The organism is Xylophilus sp. PBN-3R, from assembly GCF_057747805.1.
In genome coordinates this window covers 4,261,782-4,277,500 of record NZ_CM173225.1, presented here as the reverse complement: position 1 = coordinate 4,277,500, position 15,719 = coordinate 4,261,782, and the positions used below count along the sequence as shown (strand labels likewise).

Annotated in this window: 13 protein-coding genes and 2 rRNA genes; 10 read left to right on the top strand and 5 right to left on the bottom strand. The window is 61.2% G+C overall.

Going from position 1 to position 15,719, the window contains the following annotated elements; genetic code table 11:
- Positions 1–266: 266 nt before the first annotated feature.
- A 23S ribosomal RNA gene (locus tag AC3ANW_RS20400) occupies positions 267–3,145 on the top strand.
- 133 nt (positions 3,146–3,278) lie between these two features.
- Positions 3,279–3,391 (top strand): 5S ribosomal RNA (rrf, locus tag AC3ANW_RS20395).
- A gap of 112 nt (positions 3,392–3,503) precedes the next feature.
- Here rrf and AC3ANW_RS20390 read toward each other — a convergent pair.
- The 4 genes from AC3ANW_RS20390 to AC3ANW_RS20375 are packed head-to-tail and all read right to left on the bottom strand — an operon-like array spanning position 3,504 to position 6,962.
- Positions 3,504–4,271: a class II glutamine amidotransferase gene (locus AC3ANW_RS20390; protein ID WP_488342653.1), complete on the bottom strand. Its 768-nt coding sequence runs from the start codon at positions 4,269–4,271 to the stop codon at positions 3,504–3,506.
- A 22-nt stretch (positions 4,272–4,293) separates the two neighbouring features.
- Complete coding sequence (locus AC3ANW_RS20385; protein ID WP_488342652.1) at positions 4,294–4,485, bottom strand: 4-oxalocrotonate tautomerase; 192 nt, start codon at positions 4,483–4,485, stop codon at positions 4,294–4,296.
- Positions 4,486–4,511: 26 nt separating this feature from the next.
- Positions 4,512–4,751 (bottom strand): cysteine-rich CWC family protein, encoded by a 240-nt coding sequence (locus AC3ANW_RS20380; RefSeq protein ID WP_488342651.1) that lies wholly within the window; start codon positions 4,749–4,751, stop codon positions 4,512–4,514.
- A 36-nt stretch (positions 4,752–4,787) separates the two neighbouring features.
- Positions 4,788–6,962: a malate synthase G gene (locus tag AC3ANW_RS20375; protein WP_488342650.1), complete on the bottom strand. Its 2,175-nt coding sequence runs from the start codon at positions 6,960–6,962 to the stop codon at positions 4,788–4,790.
- Between the two features lie 135 nt (positions 6,963–7,097).
- On the opposite strand from AC3ANW_RS20375, the gene AC3ANW_RS20370 reads away from it, so the two are divergent.
- The 8 genes from AC3ANW_RS20370 to AC3ANW_RS20335 all read left to right on the top strand — a co-directional run bounded on the left by AC3ANW_RS20370 (position 7,098) and on the right by AC3ANW_RS20335 (position 15,002).
- Positions 7,098–8,012, top strand: coding sequence for a LysR family transcriptional regulator (locus AC3ANW_RS20370; protein WP_488342649.1), 915 nt, complete (start codon positions 7,098–7,100; stop codon positions 8,010–8,012).
- A gap of 41 nt (positions 8,013–8,053) precedes the next feature.
- Entirely contained in the window at positions 8,054–8,512 is a 459-nt protein-coding gene (locus AC3ANW_RS20365) for a DUF2214 family protein (protein WP_488342648.1), read from the top strand.
- Between the two features lie 26 nt (positions 8,513–8,538).
- Positions 8,539–10,224 (top strand): arginine--tRNA ligase, encoded by a 1,686-nt coding sequence (argS, locus tag AC3ANW_RS20360; protein ID WP_488342647.1) that lies wholly within the window; start codon positions 8,539–8,541, stop codon positions 10,222–10,224.
- A 14-nt stretch (positions 10,225–10,238) separates the two neighbouring features.
- A complete protein-coding gene (locus AC3ANW_RS20355; protein ID WP_488342646.1) occupies positions 10,239–10,976 on the top strand; it encodes an SPOR domain-containing protein in 738 nt (245 codons plus the stop codon).
- 50 nt (positions 10,977–11,026) lie between these two features.
- Positions 11,027–11,707: a thiol:disulfide interchange protein DsbA/DsbL gene (locus AC3ANW_RS20350; RefSeq protein WP_488342645.1), complete on the top strand. Its 681-nt coding sequence runs from the start codon at positions 11,027–11,029 to the stop codon at positions 11,705–11,707.
- Positions 11,708–11,836: 129 nt separating this feature from the next.
- Positions 11,837–12,535, top strand: a complete 699-nt coding sequence (lptA, locus tag AC3ANW_RS20345; protein WP_488342644.1) for a lipopolysaccharide transport periplasmic protein LptA — start codon at positions 11,837–11,839, stop codon at positions 12,533–12,535.
- Positions 12,532–13,299, top strand: coding sequence for an LPS export ABC transporter ATP-binding protein (gene lptB, locus AC3ANW_RS20340; RefSeq protein ID WP_488342643.1), 768 nt, complete (start codon positions 12,532–12,534; stop codon positions 13,297–13,299). Before lptA ends, lptB begins: the two co-directional genes overlap by 4 nt.
- 143 nt (positions 13,300–13,442) lie before the next feature.
- On the top strand, positions 13,443–15,002 hold the full coding sequence (locus AC3ANW_RS20335) for an RNA polymerase factor sigma-54 (protein WP_488342642.1): 1,560 nt from the start codon (positions 13,443–13,445) through the stop codon (positions 15,000–15,002).
- 16 nt (positions 15,003–15,018) lie between these two features.
- Here AC3ANW_RS20335 and AC3ANW_RS20330 read toward each other — a convergent pair whose 3' ends face one another.
- On the bottom strand, positions 15,019–15,672 hold the full coding sequence (locus AC3ANW_RS20330) for a DUF4197 domain-containing protein (RefSeq protein ID WP_488342641.1): 654 nt from the start codon (positions 15,670–15,672) through the stop codon (positions 15,019–15,021).
- Positions 15,673–15,719 lie beyond the last annotated feature (47 nt).

The following is a 15,719-nucleotide window of genomic DNA, read 5'->3' as shown; positions in this document are numbered from 1 at the left end:
TGTTGATCGCGATAGTGCGATTGATCGGCTGTTCTTTAAAAATTCATAGAGTCGAATCAGCGCTGCTGATGGAAAGAAGGACCGAGGTTCTTCACCGTGCCATCAGCAGCATGAATTTTTGATTGCGTCAAAACGAATATTCAGACCAAGTCTGGAATTCAAATGTATCGATCCGCAAGGGTCATACGGCATAACGCGCCAGGTGAAAGACCTGGCAATTCCTTGAAACGACGGCGGTGTTTCGATAAGAAACGTCAAAGTTATAGGGTCAAGTGAATAAGAGCATGTGGTGGATGCCTTGGCGATGATAGGCGAAGAAGGACGTGATAGCCTGCGATAAGCTTCGGGGAGCTGGCAAATTAGCTTTGATCCGGAGATTTCCGAATGGGGAAACCCACCCTTTTAGGGTATCGCATGATGAATACATAGTCATGCGAGGCGAACCGGGTGAACTGAAACATCTCAGTAGCTCGAGGAAAAGACATCAACCGAGATTCCGAAAGTAGTGGCGAGCGAAATCGGAAGAGCCTGTCAGTGATAGCACGACTGTTAGCAAAATGATCTGGAAAGGTCGGCCATAGCAGGTGATAGCCCTGTATGCGAAAACAGACGTGTGGTACTAAGTTGACGACAAGTAGGGCGGGACACGTGTAATCCTGTCTGAATATGGGGGGACCATCCTCCAAGGCTAAATACTCATCATCGACCGATAGTGAACTAGTACCGTGAGGGAAAGGCGAAAAGAACCCCGGGAGGGGAGTGAAATAGATCCTGAAACCGCATGCTTACAAAAAGTAGGAGCCCGCAAGGGTGACTGCGTACCTTTTGTATAATGGGTCAGCGACTTACATTCAGTGGCAAGGTTAACCGAATAGGGAAGCCGTAGAGAAATCGAGTCCGAATAGGGCGTCCAGTCGCTGGGTGTAGACCCGAAACCAAGTGATCTATCCATGGCCAGGATGAAGGTGCCGTAACAGGTACTGGAGGTCCGAACCGACTAGTGTTGCAAAACTAGCGGATGAGCTGTGGATAGGGGTGAAAGGCTAAACAAACTTGGAAATAGCTGGTTCTCTCCGAAAACTATTTAGGTAGTGCCTCGCGTATTACCTTCGGGGGTAGAGCACTGTTTTGGCTAGGGGGTCATGGCGACTTACCAACCCAAGGCAAACTCCGAATACCGAAGAGTACAGCGCGGGAGACAGAGCACCGGGTGCTAACGTCCGGACTCAAGAGGGAAACAACCCAGACCGCCAGCTAAGGTCCCTAAAATTGGCTAAGTGGGAAACGAAGTGGGAAGGCTAAAACAGTCAGGATGTTGGCTTAGAAGCAGCCATCATTTAAAGAAAGCGTAATAGCTCACTGATCGAGTCGTCCTGCGCGGAAGATGTAACGGGGCTAAGCCAGTTACCGAAGCTGCGGATGTGCAATTTATTGCACGTGGTAGGAGAGCGTTCTGTAGGCCTGTGAAGGTGTCTTGTAAAGGATGCTGGAGGTATCAGAAGTGCGAATGCTGACATGAGTAGCGTTAAAGGGGGTGAAAAGCCCCCTCGCCGTAAGCGCAAGGTTTTCTACGCAACGTTCATCGGCGTAGAGTGAGTCGGCCCCTAAGGCGAGGCAGAGATGCGTAGCTGATGGGAAACAGGTCAATATTCCTGTACCGATCAATAGTGCGATGTGGGGACGGAGAAGGTTAGCTCAGCCAACTGTTGGACATGTTGGTTCAAGCCTGTAGTCGTGCCTGGTAGGCAAATCCGCCGGGCTTAGATGAGGGGTGATAACGAGTCTGCTTACAGACGAAGTGAGTGATACCCTGCTTCCAGGAAAAGCCACTAAGCTTCAGCTATTGACGACCGTACCGCAAACCGACACTGGTGCGCGAGATGAGTATTCTAAGGCGCTTGAGAGAACTCGGGAGAAGGAACTCGGCAAATTGACACCGTAACTTCGGAAGAAGGTGTGCCTTTAGTAGGTGAAGGGATTTACTCCTGGAGCTGAGAAAGGTTGCAAAAAATCGGTGGCTGCGACTGTTTATTAAAAACACAGCACTCTGCAAACACGAAAGTGGACGTATAGGGTGTGACGCCTGCCCGGTGCTGGAAGATTAAATGATGGGGTGCAAGCTCTTGATTGAAGTCCCAGTAAACGGCGGCCGTAACTATAACGGTCCTAAGGTAGCGAAATTCCTTGTCGGGTAAGTTCCGACCTGCACGAATGGCGTAACGATGGCCACACTGTCTCCTCCCGAGACTCAGCGAAGTTGAAATGTTTGTGATGATGCAATCTCCCCGCGGAAAGACGGAAAGACCCCATGAACCTTTACTGTAGCTTTGTATTGGACTTTGAACGGATCTGTGTAGGATAGGTGGGAGGCTTTGAAGCAGGGTCGCTAGATCTTGTGGAGCCAACGTTGAAATACCACCCTGGTGCGTTTGAGGTTCTAACCTAGGTCCATTATCTGGATCGGGGACAGTGCATGGTAGGCAGTTTGACTGGGGCGGTCTCCTCCCAAAGCGTAACGGAGGAGTTCGAAGGTACGCTAGTTACGGTCGGACATCGTGACGATAGTGCAATGGCATAAGCGTGCTTAACTGCGAGACTGACAAGTCGAGCAGATGCGAAAGCAGGACATAGTGATCCGGTGGTTCTGTATGGAAGGGCCATCGCTCAACGGATAAAAGGTACTCTGGGGATAACAGGCTGATACCGCCCAAGAGTTCATATCGACGGCGGTGTTTGGCACCTCGATGTCGGCTCATCTCATCCTGGGGCTGTAGCCGGTCCCAAGGGTATGGCTGTTCGCCATTTAAAGAGGTACGTGAGCTGGGTTTAAAACGTCGTGAGACAGTTTGGTCCCTATCTTCCGTGGGCGCTGCAGATTTGAGGAAGCCTGCTCCTAGTACGAGAGGACCGGAGTGGACGCACCTCTGGTGTATCGGTTGTCACGCCAGTGGCATTGCCGAGTAGCTAAGTGCGGAAGAGATAACCGCTGAAAGCATCTAAGCGGGAAACTCGTTTCAAGATGAGATCTGCCGGGGCCTTGAGCCCCCTGAAGAGTCGTTCTAGACCAGGACGTTGATAGGTCAGGTGTGGAAGCGCAGTAATGCGTTAAGCTAACTGATACTAATTGCTCGTGCGGCTTGACCCTATAACTTTGATAGCCCCCCCCAAAGGGAAACAGCTTCAAGGTGTTATGCCAAGACGTAATCAAAATATAAGCTGATTCCAAACTCTATGAATTCGCCGTCCTGAACTCAACAGCAGGACAGCAACCCTTTATGCCTGATGACCATAGCGAGTTGGTACCACTCCTTCCCATCCCGAACAGGACAGTGAAACGACTCCGCGCCGATGATAGTGCGGGTTCCCGTGTGAAAGTAGGTCATCGTCAGGCTCTTACAGCCAGCAATACCCCTCAGTCGAAAGATTGAGGGGTTTTGTCTTTGGGGGAACGGAAAGTCTGGGTAAAAGAAAAACGCATCCGGAGAAGATGCGTTGAAAAAGCTTCAATTCCGGACGCGCTGCCCATCCACAAAAACCATCAGTTCAGACGGCTCAAAAGCGGTCCAGGTTTCATTCTTTGTCAGGGGTGCAGTCACGATGATAGCCACACGGTCATTCGGTTCTGCATGTTCTGCAAAGTCGATGGTCAGGTCTTCATCTGCCAGCTCTGCCGGCATGAACGGAAAAGCTCGCTCCAGATAATAAAGATGGGTCGAAGCATGTGCCCACAGTGCTTCGCCGTTAGACAGCAAGAAATTGAAGGTGCCAAATTTTGCGATCTGCGGTGCTAACTCACGTAGCGTCAGCGTGAGTTCGCTGACGCTTGGAACCGAAGCATGTGATTTGGCCAGTTCCTGCATCAACCAGCAAAAGGCACGCTCGCTATCCGTCGTACCCACGGGTCGAAAATTCCCGTGCAATACCGGCTGATAATTTTCAAGGTTGCCGTTGTGCGCAAAAACCCAATAACGCCCCCACAGCTCGCGGACAAAGGGGTGGCAATTCTGCAGATTGACGGCTCCCTGGGTCGCCTTTCGGATGTGGGCAATGACATGCCGGCTCTTGATGGGATACCGGCGAATCAGTTCGGCGACCGGTGATTCGGCTGCCGGCAAATGGTCCACGAAATGCCTCAGGCCGCGGTCTTCGAAAAACGCGATGCCCCAACCATCCACGTGATCGGCCGTACGTCCGCCGCGCTGGGCAAATCCACTGAAGCTGAAGGTCGCGTCGGTGGGAGCGTTGCAGTTCATCCCGAGTAACTGGCACATGGCGCACGGCCCTCTGTGTCTATTACTCGCGTGGCTCGGACCATAGCTTGCCGCCAGTCGCCCAGTTGTGGCGGGCGATGTCGGTGATCAGGATATCCACCGAATCCGGTGAACCACCCAGGATTTCGACACTGACGCGGGTGATTTCCGCAACCAGCTTTTTTTTCTGTTCGACCGTACGGCCTTCCATCATTTCGATGTGGTAAGTGGGCATTTCGTTGAAGTAAAAAGAAGATCAAATCAGATGGCGCCAGCACAGCTTTGGCAGATACAGGCCCTGCCACGCGCTTGCGCCGGTATGCGGTCCAGCACAGAAGCCGGAATGCTCGTGCTCCGGCACCAGCAGACCAGATTTCCAGCAGGAGCCGCATTGCCACCCTGCAGCTGCCCGCAGGAATTCTTGCTGCCGCACAAAGGGCACAGCCCGGCATCGCAAAACGAGGCCGGGCTGTGCTTATCTGGGGCGGCTGGTGCGGGCATCGTGCCAGTGTAGCCAAGGCCCCATGGCTTGCGGAGTCAGGCGGCGGCTTTCACCTTAAGCCGCCACGCATGCAGGAGAGGCTCGGTATAGCCGCTGGGCTGTTCGACGCCCTTGAAGACCAGATCCTGCGCCGCGTGGTAGGCAGCCGATTGTGTGAAGCGGCCTGCCATCGGCTGATAAGCCGGATCGCTGGCGTTCTGGCCGTCGACTACGGCCGCCATGCGCTCAAATGTGGCATTTACCTGATCCTTGGTGACCACACCGTGCAACAGCCAGTTGGCGATGTGCTGGCTGCTGATGCGCAAGGTGGCGCGGTCTTCCATCAGACCCACGTTGTGGATGTCCGGCACCTTCGAGCAGCCGACGCCCTGGTCGATCCAACGCACCACGTATCCCAGGATTCCTTGAACGTTGTTGTCGAGTTCCTGCTGTTTGTCCGCGTCGCTCCATTCGGGCGTGGGCGCGACCGGCACCTGCAGCAGGTCGGCCAGAATGGCGTCGCGCATGCCGGCAGCATCTTCTTTTTCGAGCGACTGCTGGATCGCTGAAACGTCCACCTGGTGATAGTGGAGCGCGTGCAGCGTGGCGGCGGTAGGCGACGGCACCCAGGCGGTGTTGGCTCCGGCCTTGGGGTGGCCGATCTTGGCCTTGAGCATGTCGGCCATCAGGTCGGGCATGGCCCACATGCCCTTGCCGATCTGCGCGCGACCGCGCAGGCCGCATGCCAGGCCGACGAGCACATTGTTCTTTTCATAAGCGGCAATCCACGGGGTGGCCTTCATGTCGCCTTTGCGCAGCATCGCACCGGCCTGCATGGCGGTGTGCATTTCGTCGCCAGTGCGGTCCAGGAAACCGGTGTTGATGAAAGCCACCCGGCCCGCCGCTTCGGCGATGCAGGCCTGCAGGTTGACACTGGTGCGGCGTTCCTCGTCCATGATGCCCAGCTTCACCGTGTCGGCCTGCAGTCCCAGCAGTTGTTCGACGCGGCTGAAAAGTTCGCTGGCAAATGCCACTTCGGCCGGGCCGTGCATCTTGGGCTTGACGATGTACACACTGCCAGTGCGCGAGTTGCCGCGGCGTTTCAGGTCCACCAGTGCGATGGTCGTGGTGACCACTGCATCCAGAATGCCTTCCGGAATTTCCTTGTCGCCGTCCCACAGGATCGCCGGATTGGTCATGAGGTGACCGACATTGCGCAGGAACATCAGGGAGCGCCCGTGCAGTTTCAGCGGCCCGCCATCGGGTGCTGTGTATTCGCGATCGGGGTTCAGGCCGCGTACGAAGGTGTTGCCACCCTTGCTCACGGATTCGGTCAGGGTGCCCTCGAGGATGCCCAGCCAGTTGCCATACGCCAGCACCTTGTCTTCTGCATCGACTACCGCCACCGAATCCTCCAGGTCGAGGATGGTGGACAGTGCCGATTCCAGCACCACGTCGCTGACGCCGGCAGCGTCGGCGCCTCCAATGGCCGTGCTGCGGTCGATGCGGATGTCGATGTGGATGCCGTGGTGCTTCAGCAGGATTGCGCCCGGGGTTTCCGAAGCGCCCTGGTGGCCGACGAACCACGACGGATCCTTCAACCCGGTGACACCGCTGGCGGTCGAGACCATCAGCTTGCCCCCTTCGACCCGATAGCCGGTGACATCGGCGTAGGAACCCTGGGCCAGCGGAACCGATTCGTCCAGGAACTTGCGAGCGAAGGCGATGACCTTGGCGCCACGCACCGGGTTGTAGCCCCCCGCTCTGGTCGCTCCATCGGCTTCCGAGACCGCATCGGTGCCATACAGCGCGTCATACAGCGACCCCCAGCGCGCGTTGGCCGCGTTCAGCGCGTATCGGGCGTTAAGGATGGGCACCACCAGTTGCGGTCCTGCCTGCTGGGCCAATTCTGCATCCACATTCGCCGTGGTGGCCTTCACGCCTTGCGGCTGGGGCAACAGGTAGCCGATCTTTTCGAGGAAGCCGCGATAGGCGGGCATGTCCGCTATCGGACCGGGGTGCGCCTTGTGCCAGGCATCCAGCTCCAGTTGAAGGCGGTCGCGTTCGGCCAGCAGTGCGGCGTTTTTTGGGGCCAGGTCGTGGACGATGGCGTCGAAGCCTTTCCAGAACGTGGCGCTGTCCACGCCGGTCGCGGGTATTACGCGGTCCTCGATGAAACGATAGAGCGGCGTGGCTACTTGCAGTCGGTGGCTGGTCGTACGGTCGGTCATGTCGGTTTTCTCGCTGAAAAATGGAAAAAGGCGGGCGAAAGGCTGTCTCCACGCAACTGTATTGCACACCGGCAGCGTCATTAACATCGGAAATTCCGGTTTTTATGTGACTGCAGTGCATCTAATAATCCTGCGATGGACAAGTTCAAGCAGGTCGAGACATTCGTATCCGTGGCTCTGAGGGGCAGCCTGACCGCGGCAGCCCGCGCTGAAGGCGTGGCATCGGCGGTGATCGGCCGCAGGCTCGATGCGCTGGAAGAACGCCTTGGAGTGAAGCTGCTGCTGCGCACCACACGTCGGCTGACACTGACCCACGAGGGCAGTTCGTTCCTGGAGGACTGCCAGCGGGTGCTGGCCGAACTGGCGGATGCCGAAGCCGGCGTGAGTGCCGGCGGCTTGCGTGCCAGCGGGCATCTGCGTATCACCGCGCCTGCCGGTTTCGGTCGGCGCTACGTCGCACCGCTGCTGCCGAAATTCCAGACCGAACACGCCGGTCTGCGCTGCTCGCTCAACCTGGCCGACCGGGTGGTCGACCTGACCACCGAAGGATTCGACTGCGCGGTACGAGTGGGCGATATGCCCGATTCGTCCCTGGTCAGCCTGCGCCTGGCCGACAACCGCCGGCTGTGTGTCGCCACGCCGGCATTCCTCGCGAGGCACGGCACGCCACGGCAGCCGGCCGACCTGGCGCGTTTTGCCTGCCTGACGCTTTCCAGTGACGCATCGCAGACACGCGGCTGGGCTTTTGCCGTGGCCGACGGAGGCGTCGAGTTCCTGCGGCCGGTCGGCTCGCTGGATTGCTCGGACGGCCAGGTGTTGCACGACTGGTGCCTGGCGGGTCACGGCATTGCCTGGCGCAGTACCTGGGAAGTGCAGGCCGACATAGCCGCCGGGAGATTGACCGAAGTGCTGGCGCAATTCGCAGCGCCGCCCAACGGCATCTACGCGGTGGTGCCGCAGCGCAAGCACCTGCCGCTGCGGGTGCGCTTGTGGATCGACTTCCTCAAGTTCCACTACACAAGACCGGCGTTCTGGCAAACGCCGGGCTGATCGACAATCGGCCGTGTCGCCACCTGCCAAACCCAAAAGCCATGGTCCTCGAATCCGTCCTCGCCTATCTGCACCTGCTCGCCATCCTCACGCTGGTGGTTTTCCTGGCCAGCCAGGCGGCCTTGTGCCGCAGCGAATGGCTCAATGAAAAAGCCGTGCTGCGGCTCGGCAGGATCGACATGGTCTACGGCATTGCCGCCGTGCTGGTTCTGGCGACCGGCTTGGCGCGCATTTTCTGGGGAGTGAAGGGCGCGGCCTACTACGGGCCCAACTGGCTGCTGCACGCCAAGGTCGGCCTGTTCGTGGTGATCGCGCTGATCTCCATCAAGCCCAGCCTGAATTACCGGCGGTGGGTCAGGGCGGTCAAGGCCACCGGCGCCATGCCCGCTCCGGATGAGGTCCGCGGCACCCGTCGCCTGGTAATGATGCAGGCCCATCTGCTGCCTCTGATCCCGCTGGCGGCGGTGTTCCTGGCGCGGGGCTTCGGCGTCAAGGGCTGACCGAGTGCGCCCGTAGAATCCCACCCATGCTTTCCGTCAAACAAGACCTGCTCGCGGCGCTGGCCGCCGGGCTGGAATCCCTTATGCCCGGCGCCGGTCAACGCGCCGCCTTCGAGCTCCCCAAAGTGGCGTCGCACGGCGATCTCGCCGTCACGGCCGCCTTGCAACTGGCCAAGCCGCTGGGCCAGAACCCGCGCCAGCTGGCTGAAAACCTGCGTCACCTGCTGCTGGCCAGCGACGCCTTCCAGCGCTGGACCTCGGCAGTCGAGATCGCCGGTCCGGGTTTCCTGAACCTGCGTCTCAAGCCTGAGGCCAAACAGCAGACCGTGCGCGAAATCGTCGCGGCGGGCGATGCCTACGGCAACCAGTCCGCCAGCGGCGAAAAGGTGCTGGTCGAGTTCGTCTCTGCCAACCCCACCGGTCCGCTGCACGTCGGCCACGGCCGCCAGGCGGCACTGGGCGATGCCATCTGCAACCTGCTGGCCACTCAGGGCAAGGCGGTGCACCGCGAGTTCTACTACAACGACGCCGGCGTGCAGATCGGCACCCTGGCCAACAGCACCCAGCTGCGCGCCAGGGGTCTCAAACCCGGCATGGAAGGTTGGCCCGAGGCCGCCTACAACGGCGACTACATCGCCGACATCGCCCACGATTTCCTTGAAAAGAAGACCGTCGCAGCCGACGACCGCAGCACCACCGCCAGCGGAGACGTGGAAGACCTGGAATCCATCCGAGAATTCGCCGTGGCCTACCTGCGCCGCGAACAGGACCTGGACCTGAAGGCCTTCCAGGTGCAGTTCGACCAGTACTACCTGGAGTCCAGTCTGTACACCAGCGGCCGCGTCGAAGCCGCCGTCGGCAAGATGCAGCAGTCCGGCAAGACCTACGAACTGGATGACGCACTGTGGTTGAAGTCGACCGATTTCGGCGACGACAAGGACCGCGTCATGAAGAAACGCGACGGCACCTATACCTATTTCGTGCCCGATGTCGCCTACCACCTGGCCAAGTGGGAACGCGGTTTCCACACCGTGGTGAACATCCAGGGAACCGACCACCACGGCACCATCGCTCGTGTTCGCGCCGGCCTGCAGGCGGCTTCCAGCGTCGACGGACTGGGCATTCCGGCCGACTATCCCGCCTACGTGCTGCACACCATGGTGCGGGTGGTGAAGGGCGGCGAGGAAGTCAAGATCAGCAAACGCGCCGGCAGCTATGTCACCTTGCGCGACCTGATCGAGTGGACCAGCAAGGACGCGGTGCGCTTCTTTTTGCTGAGCCGCAAGCCTGACACCGAATACACCTTCGATGTCGATCTGGCCGTGGCCCAGAACAACGACAACCCGGTGTATTACGTGCAGTACGCCCACGCGCGCATCTGTTCGGTGATGGCCGGCTGGGGCGGTGACCGTGCCGCGCTGGCGTCCGTCGACCTGGCGGCGCTCGACACACCCGCGGCACAGGCGCTGATGCTGCAACTGGCCAAGTACCCCGACATGTTGACCGCGGCCGCACGCGACTTCGCACCGCACGACGTCACCTTCTACCTGCGGGACCTGGCGGCTGCTTATCACAGCTACTACGGTGCCGAACGCATCCTGGTCGAGGACGAAGCCGTCAAGCTCGCCCGCCTGGCGCTGGTTTCGGCCACCGCGCAGGTGCTGCAAAATGGTCTGGCTGTCCTGGGCGTTTCTGCTCCGGTCAAGATGTGATGGAAGAACAGGGGATGCGTGTGTTTCCAGCCCGTAGGCTTAGTCTGAAAAATCGCCAGTTCGGCGGAACCTTCCTCGGCATCGTCATCGGTGTGGTGGTCGGCCTCGGCGCGGCGCTGGCGGTGGCGGTTTACGTCACCAAGGTACCCATCCCCTTCATGAACCGCAACGGCGCCCGGGGCGCCGAGCAGGATGCACTGGAGGCGCAGAAGAACCGCGACTGGGATCCCAACTCGGTCCTGGGCAAACGTGCTGCCGGCGGCAAACCGGCCGATGTCGGCACCGCGCCGGCCGGTGCCGCCACCGGCGTGGCGATGCCGCAGGCACCGAAACCAGATCCGACCATTCCGGCGGCACCCGCAGCGCCGACCACCAGCGCCGCCACGCCGGCTCCGGCTCCGGCCACCGCCGCGGTGCCGAAACCGTCTGCAGGCTCGTCCGACCCGCTGGGCGACCTCGCACGGGCCCGGTCGGCAGCGGCCCCCGCCACCGCCGCAGCCCCCGCCGGCGCCGATACCTTCGACTACCTCATCCAGGCTGGCGCCTTTCGCACCGAAGCCGATGCCGAATCACAGCGTGCGCGCCTCGCCATCATGGGTTGGGAGGCCCGCGTCAGCGAACGCGAACAGGCTGGCCGCACCGTCTATCGCGTGCGCATCGGACCCTTCACCCGGCGTGACGATGCCGAGCGCCTGAAGGACAAGCTTGACGGCTCCGGCATGGAATCCACCCTGGTGCGCGTACAGCGCTGAACTTTTATCGGACAGCCCGGCTCTGACCGGCTCAAGGAGCACCTTTTTTCATGGACTTTTCCTCTTCCGCCTTCAGTCGCCGTGCGTTCGCCGGCACCACCGCTGCACTGGCCGCCGTCGCCGTGCCCGGCCTGTTGCCGCAAGCCGCCATGGCGCAGGCGCGTGTCGCTCCGCAGGCCGGCAAGGACTACATGGTGCTGGGCAAGCCGGTCCCCGTCGAAACCCCGCCGGGCAAGGTCGAGGTGACCGAGTTCTTTTGGTACAACTGCCCGCATTGCAATGCTTTCGAGCCGGCGTTCGAAAAGTGGGTCAAGGCCGTGCCGGCCGATGTCGTGGTGCGCCGTGTGCCGGTGTCCTTCCGCGACGACTTCCTGCCGCAGCAGAAGCTCTACTACACGCTCGAAGCGATGGGCAAGGTCGATGAACTGCATGTGAAGGTGTTCAACGCCATCCACGGCGAACACCAGCAGATCGCAACCGACGGCGCCATCATCAACTGGGCTGCCAAGCAGGGTCTCGACAAGGCCAAGTTCACCGAGACCTTCAATTCGTTCTCGGTCAATGCCAAGGCTCGCCGTGCCACGCAGCTGCAGGACGCCTACAAGGTGGAAGGCGTACCGGCGCTTGGCATCGCAGGTCGTTTCTATACCGACGGTCAATTGGCCGGCAACATGGAACGCGCGCTGCAAACCACCGATTTCCTGATCGGCCTGGCACGCAAGGGAGCCTGACGATGCGTCGGCGGCTGCAATAAACGACCGCCCGTCAAACCGATGCCCGCTTCCGCGGGCATTCGTCATTCAGGGCCGCCGGCGAGGGTCACTGTTGCACCGTACAATGCCTGCAAGATTCGTGCCCCTATGAGAACTTACAACGCTGCCACTCTTTTGCTGCTCTTTTCCGCTGTTTTGTTCGGCGGACCAGCCTTCGCTGAAAAAGCAGATCGGGAGAAACCCATGAACGTCGAAGCCGACGCACTGCGGCACGACGACCTGGCCCAGACCAGCGTCTTCACCGGCAACGTGGTGCTGACCAAAGGCACCATCCTCATCCGCGGCACCCGCCTGGAAGTACGGCAGGATGCCGACGGTTACCAGTACGGCACCGTCACCGCCGAGCCCGGAAAACGTTCTTACTTCAAGCAGAAACGCGACACGGCGGCCAACACACCCGACGAGTTCATCGAAGGGCAGGGCGACGTCATCTATTACGACGGCAAGGCCGACAAGGTGACCTTCACCCGCCGCGCCGAAATGCACCGGCTGCAAGGCACCACGGTGCAGGACGAAGTCCACGGCGACGTCATCGTCTACAACAACGTGACCGAGGTCTACACCGTGGATGGCGCGCCCAACTCGGGTGGCAGGTCGGCCGTCGCCGACGGGAGCGGTTCCGTCACGCCGGGCGGCCGCATCCGCGCCGTGCTGGCGCCGCGCGGCACGCCGGGCGGCCCGGTGGTCCCCGCGACGGGTACCGCTGCCGGTTCCGGGGCTGGCGACGCTGGCGGCCCGGCTCCGCAACTGCGCAGCACCGAAACGATGGGCGGAACCAAGCCTTGACCGAGAATGCGATCGCCCCCGGCGGCAGCCGGCTCGAAGCCAACCATCTGCGCAAGGCCTATGGCAGCCGGACCGTCGTCAAGGACGTTTCCCTGTCGGTGCAGAAGGGCGAAGTCGTCGGCCTGCTCGGCCCCAACGGCGCCGGCAAGACCACTTCGTTCTACATGATCGTCGGCCTGGTCCGTTCCGACGGCGGAGACATCAGCATCGACGGCCAGCCGGTCGGCAACCTGCCCATCCATCGCCGCTCGCGCCTGGGCCTGTCCTACCTGCCGCAGGAGGCTTCGATCTTCCGCAAGCTGTCGGTGCAGGAAAACGTCCGGGCCGTGCTTGAACTCCAGGAAGACGAAAACGGCCGCCCGCTGGGCAAGGCGGCCATCACCGAGCGACTCGACGCCCTGCTGGCTGACTTGCGGGTGGAACACCTTCGTGATTCGCCGGCCATGGCCCTTTCGGGCGGTGAGCGGCGCCGGGTGGAGATCGCCCGGGCGCTGGCCACGCAGCCCCGTTTCATCCTGCTGGACGAGCCTTTCGCCGGTATCGACCCGATCGCGGTGATCGAGATCCAGCGGATCATCGGATTTCTGAAAGAGCGCGGCATCGGCGTGCTGATCACCGACCACAACGTGCGCGAAACACTGGGGATCTGCGACCACGCCTTCATCATCAGCGACGGACGGGTGCTGGCCCAGGGCACGCCCGAGCAGATCGTCGACAACGCCGACGTGCGCCGGGTCTACCTCGGCGAACACTTCAGGATGTAGCACTTGGATCACCCCCAGGCTTCGCACTTCGTGTCTCCGCCAACCCCCTTGCAGGGGGCAGGCCGGCCGCTTCGGGCGGCCGTGCGCGGCGGCCTTCCGTTTTTGCGGCTCGCGCTACGCGCTTGCCTTTTGAAGGATTTCGGTTGAAGCAGGGGTTGTCTCTTCGGGTTTCGCAGCATCTGGCGCTGACGCCGCAGTTGCAGCAGTCGATCCGGCTGCTGCAACTGTCCACGCTGGAACTGAGCCAGGAAGTCGAGCAGATGCTCGACGAAAACCCGTTCCTCGAAGTGACGCACGAAGAGGCGGCGCGCGAGGAGTTCGGTGTGGCCCAGTCCGATGCCCCGGCATCGGATGACGACTTCCACGCCGGCAGCACCAGCGAAACCACGGTCACCACCACTGATAACACCAGCGATTCCGACGCTGAAAGCAGTGTCGAGTCCGAACCCAACTGGGACGGCGACGGCGGTACCGAAGTCGTGGCCGACGACGGCGAATGGGGCGGCGACGCACCGGCCCGCCAGAACAACCTGGGCGACGATGGCAATGTCGACGCCACCGAACTGGCGCGCAGCCAGGAATCGCTGACCGCCTTCCTGCACCGGCAGGCACTGTCGCTTCGTCTGTCGGCCGAAGACAGCGCGGCACTGCGTTTCCTGATCGAGTCGCTCAACGACGACGGTTACCTCGAAGACTCGTTGCCCTCGCTGGCGTTGGGGCTGGCCGGCAGCGAGGACGAGAACGCCGAAGAGGTCGAAGAACTGGTGCAGCGTTTCGCCGTTGCCCTGCGGCTGCTGCAGAACCTCGAGCCGGCCGGCGTCGGCGCCCGCGACCTGCGCGAATGCCTCACGCTGCAATTGCGCGGCATGCGCGACAACGGCGTCGGCAAACGTCCGGTGGTCGAAGCCGCCATCGCCATCTGCGCCCAGCCGATGGAACTGCTGGCCCGTCGCGACATCAAGCGTCTGAACATCGCCTGCGGCCTGGACGACGAGGTCACCCGCGCCGCCATCGGACTGATCGCCCGGCTGGAACCCAAACCCGGCCGGCGGTTCGTGGATGTCGAGCGCAACATCGTCATCCCCGACGTGCTGGTGCAGAAGATCGGCCGCGGTGGCCAGCCGCGTTTCCGGGTCATGCTCAACCCCGACGTGATGCCCAAGCTGAAGGTGCACGACATCTATGCCAGCGCTCTCAAGCAACACAAGGGCGAGGGCAGCGCCGCGCTGCAGCAGCGCCTGCAGGAAGCCCGCTGGTTCATCAAGAACATCCAGCAGCGCTTCGACACCATCCTGCGGGTGTCCAACGCCATCGTCGAGCGGCAGAAGAACTTCTTCGTGCATGGCGAACTGGCCATGCGGCCGCTGGTGCTGCGCGAGATCGCCGACGAACTGGGCCTGCACGAATCCACCATCAGCCGGGTGACCACCGCCAAGTACATGTCGACGCCCTACGGCACCTTCGAACTGAAGTACTTCTTCGGCTCCGCGCTGGGTACGGAGACCGGCGGCAACGCTTCCAGCACCGCAGTGCGCGCGCTCATCAAGCAGTTCGTCACTTCCGAAGACCAGCGCAAGCCGCTGTCCGACAGCCAGATATCCGACATGCTGAAAGAACAGGGCATCGAATGCGCCCGCCGCACCGTGGCCAAATATCGAGATGCACTGCGCATCGCGCCGGCCAATCTGCGCAAGTCGCTCTAGGCGGCGAGGTGTAGGCCTAGAACTTGAGGCCCTTCATGCCCTGCAGCAGGTTCTTGCCCGTTTCGAGCGGGTTGGCTCGCATGCGGGTTTCTTCACGGCCCACGTAGGTGAAGATGCCTTCGGAGGTCTTGTTGGCCACGTAGTCGGTCAGCTTGTCCTCGCTCATGCCCAGCGCCGACAGCTGCGAGGTCTGCTTCAGCACGCCGCTGCTTTGCAGTGCGCTGCGCACCAGCGGCTGCAGCTGCTTCAGGATCTCGGGCCCGGTGCTTTGCTTGAGGTAGTCGGTGGCACCGGTATCGCTCTTCACCATGCCGACCGCATCGGTCAGCGTGGCCTTGTCGATGGCGGCACGGAAGATGGGTTTGGCCTGCGCCGCAGCCTGTTCGGCGGCACGGTTCAGCCCGCCGTTGATGTCGCCCGTCAGGCCCGCCTTGCTGGCCAGGTTCATCAGGTCGCCGACGCCCTTGCCGCCCGCGCCCGGCAAGGCGATGCTGATGGCCTTGTCGGCCGAAAACGCGCCGGGTTTCGAAAGCTGGTCGAGTGCGTTGTCGGACGCCTGGCCCAGGATGTTCTTGAGCGCGGTGCCCGCGATCTGGGCCGAAGCCGGAGCCGAAGCGCCGGCCATCACGAGGACAGCGGCGGCGGCGGCAAAAGTCTTGCGCAGAATCATGAAGGTCTCCAATAGCGGCAAGCATTGTGCCCCTGCGTGACCGGGCC